The 6,402-nt window shown below is 62.1% G+C and carries 2 protein-coding genes; both read right to left on the bottom strand.

Annotated elements, in window-relative coordinates; all coding sequences use genetic code 11:
- Positions 1-59: 59 nt before the first annotated feature.
- Positions 60-4,256: a DNA-directed RNA polymerase subunit beta' gene (gene rpoC, locus EN935_RS17800; protein ID WP_024505639.1), complete on the bottom strand. Its 4,197-nt coding sequence runs from the start codon at positions 4,254-4,256 to the stop codon at positions 60-62.
- Positions 4,257-4,402: 146 nt separating this feature from the next.
- Positions 4,403-6,402 (bottom strand): DNA-directed RNA polymerase subunit beta (gene rpoB, locus EN935_RS17795; RefSeq protein ID WP_127373482.1); only part of this gene is annotated, 2,000 nt, incomplete at its 5' end.

The raw sequence follows: 6,402 nt of genomic DNA, 5'->3' as shown, positions 1-6,402 counted from the left end.
TTCCTGGAGCGGTTCATCGAAACGACGAACCGCTCTATTTTTTGTTTTGGCCGCCGCGCCTACTGCGCGGCGGTTGTCATGTCGGCCAGCATCGGCTCGGCGACTTCCACACCGGAGGCCTTGCGGCGCTCGTCGATGATCAGTTCGTCGCGCGAGGTGGCGATGCGCCGGATCTGGCTCATCGTGCCGCCGGTGCCGGCCGGGATAAGCCGGCCGACGATGACGTTTTCCTTCAAGCCCTGCAGCATGTCGGTCTTGCCGGCAACGGCAGCTTCCGTCAGCACTCGGGTCGTCTCCTGGAAGGAGGCGGCCGAGATGAAGGACGGCGTCTGCAGCGATGCCTTGGTGATGCCGAGCAGCACCGGCAGGCCTTCGGCCGGCTTCTTGCCGTCCTCGACCAGACGCTCGTTGACCTCTTCCAGTTCGATCACGTCGACATGATCGCCCGGGATGTAGGTCGAGTCGCCCTGCACCGTGATCTCGACCTTCTGCAGCATCTGGCGAACGATCACCTCGATGTGCTTGTCGTTGATCGACACGCCCTGCAGACGGTAGACCTCCTGGATCTCGTTGACGAGGTAGGAAGCAAGTGCCTCCACGCCCTTGATCGCCAGGATGTCGTGCGGCGCCGGATTGCCGTCGAGGATGTAGTCGCCCTTCTCGATGACGTCGCCGTCCTGGAGATGGAACGGCTTGCCCTTCGGGATCAGGTATTCGACCGGCTCAAGCGTCGAGTCATGCGGCTCGATGATGATGCGACGCTTGTTCTTGTAGTCGCGGCCGAAGCGGATCGTGCCGTCGATCTCGGCGATGATGGCGTGATCCTTCGGACGACGTGCCTCGAACAGTTCGGCAACACGCGGCAGACCGCCGGTGATGTCCTTGGTCTTGGCGCTTTCCATCGGAATACGCGCCAGCACGTCGCCGGGGCGAACCTGCGAGCCCGGCTCGACCGAAAGAATGGCCTCGACCGAGAGCAGAAAGCGGGCGTCGCCACCCTTCGACAGCTTGCCGACCTTGCCCTTGGCGTCCTGAATGGCAATCGCCGGCTTCAGGTCGTTGCCGCGTGGCGTCGAGCGCCAGTCGATGACCTCACGCTTGGTGATGCCGGTCGACTCGTCGGCCGTTTCCTGAACAGAAATGCCGTCGACCAGATCCTCGTACGACACCCTGCCCTCGATTTCGGTGAGGACCGGACGGGTGTAGGGATCCCACTCGGCGATACGCTGGCCGCGCTTCACCTTGTCACCATCGTCCACGAAGATGCGCGAACCATAGGTAAGGCGGTGCGAGGCGCGCTCCTTGCCGGCTTCGTCGAGGATCAGCACCGCCATGTTGCGGCCCATGACCATCTGCTGGCCGTCGGAGTTGCGCACCACGTTGCGGTTGCGGATCTCGACCTTGCCCTCATACGAGGCTTCAAGGAACGAGCTGTCCACCACCTGCGCGGTACCGCCCATGTGGAAGGTACGCATGGTGAGCTGCGTGCCCGGCTCGCCGATCGACTGCGCCGCGATGACGCCGACAGCTTCACCCTGGTTGACCGGGGTGCCCCGGGCAAGATCGCGACCGTAGCAGACCGCGCAGACGCCAACCCTGACTTCGCAAGTCAGTGCCGAGCGGATGCGGACCGACTGGACGCCGGCCTTTTCGATCTGTTCCACGTCACGCTCGTCCATCAGCGTTCCGGCCTTGACCAGAATCTCGCCCGACACCGGATGGGTGATGTCGTCGAGCGACGTACGGCCCAGCACGCGCTGGCCAACCGATGCGACGACCTGACCGGCATCGACGATCGGCTGCATGGTGAGGCCCTTGTCGGTGCCGCAGTCGACGGAGTTGACGATGCAATCCTGCGCCACGTCGACCAGACGACGGGTGAGGTAACCCGAGTTCGCCGTCTTCAAGGCGGTGTCGGCCAGACCCTTGCGGGCGCCGTGGGTCGAGTTGAAGTACTCGAGCACGGTCAGGCCTTCCTTGAAGTTCGAGATGATCGGCGTCTCGATGATTTCACCCGACGGCTTGGCCATAAGGCCGCGCATGCCGGCAAGCTGACGCATCTGGGTGGGCGAGCCACGCGCACCGGAGTGCGACATCATATAGATCGAGTTCATCGGCTTTTGACGGCCATTGTCCTCGAACTCGACCGCCTTGATGCGGGCCATCATTTCGTCGGCGACCTTTTCCGAGCACTTGGCCCAGGCGTCGACGACCTTGTTGTACTTCTCGCCCTGCGTGATCAGACCGTCATTGTACTGCTGCTCGTATTCCTTGGCCAAAGCCTCGGTATCGGAGACCAGCTTGATCTTGGCGTCCGGGATCAGCATGTCGTCCTTGCCGAACGAAATGCCGGCGCGGCAGGCATGGCTGAAGCCGAGTGCCATGATGCGGTCGCAGAAAATGACCGTCTCCTTCTGACCGCAGTGGCGGTAGACGGTGTCGATCATCTTGGAGATGTTCTTCTTGGTCATCTCCTGATTGGCGGTCTCGTAAGGCACGTTGACGTTCTTCGGCAGAAGCTCGCCGATGATCATGCGGCCAGGGGTGGTGTCATGGATTTTCGACACGACCTTGCCTTCGGCGTCGACCGTACGGAAACGACCCTTGATCTTCGAGTGCAGCGTCACCGCCTTGGTCTCGAGCGCGTGCTGGAGTTCGCCCATGTCGGCAAACACCATGCCTTCGCCCGGCTCGTTCTGGTTGACGATCGAGAGATAATAGAGACCAAGAACCATGTCCTGCGACGGCACGATGATCGGCGCGCCGGAAGCCGGGTGCAGGATGTTGTTGGTCGACATCATCAGCACGCGGGCTTCAAGCTGCGCTTCCAGCGACAGCGGCACGTGAACAGCCATCTGGTCGCCGTCGAAGTCGGCGTTGAAGGCCGTGCAGACCAGCGGGTGCAGCTGGATCGCCTTGCCTTCGATCAGGATCGGCTCGAACGCCTGGATGCCGAGACGGTGCAGCGTCGGCGCACGGTTCAGCAGCACCGGATGCTCACGGATGACCTCGTCGAGGATATCCCAGACTTCCGGACGCTCCTTCTCGACCAGCTTCTTCGCCTGTTTGACGGTCGAGGAGTAACCCTTGGCGTCGAGACGGGCGTAGATGAAGGGCTTGAACAGTTCGAGCGCCATCTTCTTGGGCAGGCCGCACTGGTGCAGCTTGAGCTCCGGACCGGTCACGATGACCGAGCGGCCGGAATAGTCGACGCGCTTGCCGAGCAGGTTCTGACGGAACCGGCCCTGCTTGCCCTTGAGCATGTCGGACAGCGACTTCAGCGGGCGCTTGTTGGCGCCGGTGATGACGCGGCCGCGACGGCCGTTGTCGAACAGCGCATCGACGGCTTCCTGCAGCATGCGCTTTTCATTGCGCACGATGATGCCAGGAGCGCGCAACTCGATCAGCCGCTTCAGACGGTTGTTGCGGTTGATGACGCGACGATAGAGGTCGTTCAGATCCGACGTGGCGAAGCGTCCACCATCCAGAGGAACCAGCGGACGCAGGTCCGGCGGGATCACCGGGACCACCTTCATGATCATCCATTCCGGACGATTGCCGGATTCCATGAAGTTCTCGACGACCTTGAGCCGCTTCAGATACTTCTTCTGCTTCAGCTCGGAGGTGGTCGAAGCCAGTTCCGAACGCAGGTCGCCGGCGATCTTCTCCAGGTCCATGCCGGCTAGGAGGTCATGAATGGCCTCGGCGCCGATCATGGCGGTGAACGAGTCCTCGCCATACTCGTCGACGGCGATCATGTACTCTTCCTCGCTGAGCAGCTGGTGCTCCTTCAGCGCGGTGAGGCCGGGTTCGGTGACGATGTAGTTCTCGAAGTAGAGGACGCGCTCGATGTCCTTCAGGGTCATGTCGAGCAGCGTGCCGATGCGCGACGGCAGCGACTTCAGGAACCAGATATGGGCGACGGGTGCCGCCAGCTCGATATGGCCCATGCGCTCGCGGCGAACGCGCGACAGCGTGACTTCGACGCCGCACTTCTCGCAGATAACGCCCTTGTACTTCATGCGCTTGTACTTGCCGCACAGGCACTCATAGTCCTTGATCGGGCCAAAAATGCGCGCGCAGAACAGACCGTCACGCTCCGGCTTGAAGGTGCGGTAGTTGATGGTCTCCGGCTTCTTGATCTCGCCGAAAGACCAGGACAGAATCTTCTCAGGGCTGGCAAGCGATATCCGGATGGAATCGAACACCTGCGCAGGCGCCTGCGGATTGAAGAGATTCATGACCTCTTGGTTCATGCCGTTCTCCTTTTCGGGGTCCTCGAAAACCCCTTGCATCTAGCGCGGGCCAAACGCCCGCCGTCTTGTGTCGGCCACCGGCCGAAGAATTTGGTGCGCTCGGTCGCGATTTCCGCGACCGAGCGTCTTGTTTACTCGGCCGCGCCCTACTCAGCTGCGTCTGGCAGCCGGATCGGGTTGTCGTCGAGCTTGGTGTTCTCCAGCTCGACATTGAGGCCGAGAGACCGCATTTCCTTGACGAGAACGTTGAAGCTCTCGGGAATGCCGGCCTCGAAAGTGTCGTCGCCTCTGACGATCGCCTCGTAGACCTTGGTGCGGCCGGCTACGTCGTCCGACTTCACCGTCAGCATTTCCTGTAGCGTGTAGGCGGCGCCGTATGCTTCGAGCGCCCAGACTTCCATCTCGCCGAAGCGCTGGCCACCGAACTGCGCCTTGCCGCCCAGCGGCTGCTGGGTGACGAGCGAGTACGGACCGATCGAACGCGCGTGGATCTTGTCGTCCACGAGATGGTGAAGCTTGAGCATGTAGATGTAGCCCATCGTCACCTTGCGATCGAACGGCTCGCCCGTGCGTCCGTCATAGAGCTGCGACTGACCGCTGGTGTGCAGGCCCGCCTGCTCCAGCATGATGTTGATGTCAGCCTCGTGCGCGCCGTCGAACACCGGGGTCGCGATCGAGACGCCGCGGCGCATCTGCTCGCTGAGGCGAACAATGCTCTCGTCGTCATACTCGCGAACCGGCTCGTTGCGGTCGTTGGCCGGGATGAAGCTTTCGAGCGTCTTGCGCAGCGGCTTGATGTCGCCCGCCACCTTATACGCGTCGATCAGCTCGCCGATCTTCTTGCCCATGCCCGCGCATGCCCAGCCCAGATGCGTTTCCAGGATCTGGCCGACATTCATGCGGCTCGGCACACCCAGCGGGTTGAGCACAATATCGGCATGCGTGCCGTCCTCGAGGAAAGGCATGTCCTCGACCGGAACGATCCGCGACACGACACCCTTGTTGCCGTGACGGCCGGCCATCTTGTCGCCGGGCTGCATCTTGCGCTTCACGGCCACGAAGACCTTGACCATCTTCATGACGCCCGGAGGCATTTCGTCGCCGCGCTGGACCTTCTCGACCTTGTCCATGAAACGCTGTTCGAGCGCCTTCTTGGAGTCGTCGTACTGGCCACGCAGGGCTTCGAGTTCGCTCTGGAGCTTTTCGTTCTCCACGGCAAACTGCCACCACTGCGAACGCGGATACTCGTCGAGCGTATCCTTGGACAGCGTCGAGCCCTTCTTGAAGCCCTTCGGTCCAGCGATCGCTTCCTTGCCTACGAGCACGTCGGAAAGACGCGCGTAGACGTTGCGGTCCAGAATGGCCTGCTCGTCGTCGCGGTCCTTGGCGAGGCGTTCGATCTCCTCGCGCTCGATCGCCATGGCGCGCTCGTCCTTCTCCACACCGTGGCGATTGAAGACGCGCACCTCGACGACGGTACCGAAAGTGCCCGGAGGCATGCGCATCGAGGTGTCGCGCACGTCCGATGCCTTTTCGCCGAAGATGGCGCGCAGAAGCTTTTCTTCCGGCGTCATCGGGCTTTCGCCCTTCGGCGTGATCTTGCCGACCAGGATGTCGCCCGGCTGAACTTCCGCACCGATATAGACGATGCCGGCTTCGTCGAGGTTCTTCAGCGCTTCTTCCGAGACGTTCGGGATATCGCGCGTGATTTCTTCCGGCCCGAGCTTGGTATCGCGCGCCATGACCTCGAACTCCTCGATATGGATCGAGGTGAAGACGTCATCAGCGACGATGCGTTCGGACAGGAGGATCGAGTCCTCGTAGTTGTAGCCGTTCCACGGCATGAACGCGACCAGCACGTTGCGGCCGAGCGCCAGATCACCGAGCTCGGTCGACGGACCGTCGGCGATGATGTCGCCCTTGTTGACCCGGTCGCCCATACGAACCAGTGGACGCTGGTTGATGCAGGTGTTCTGGTTCGAACGCTGGAACTTCATCAGCCGGTAGATATCGACGCCGGACTTGCCCGGATCGAGATCTTCGGTGGCGCGGATAACGATACGCGTCGCGTCCACCTGGTCGACGATGCCGCCGCGGCGGGCGCCGATGGCGGCGCCCGAGTCACGAGCGACGATCGGCTCCATGC

Source organism: Mesorhizobium sp. M7D.F.Ca.US.004.03.1.1 (assembly GCF_003998635.1).
In the GTDB taxonomy this organism is placed as follows: Bacteria; Pseudomonadota; Alphaproteobacteria; order Rhizobiales; family Rhizobiaceae; genus Mesorhizobium; species Mesorhizobium loti.
Note: the sequence above shows the minus strand (reverse complement) of the source record. Positions and strands in the feature narration are given on the sequence as shown.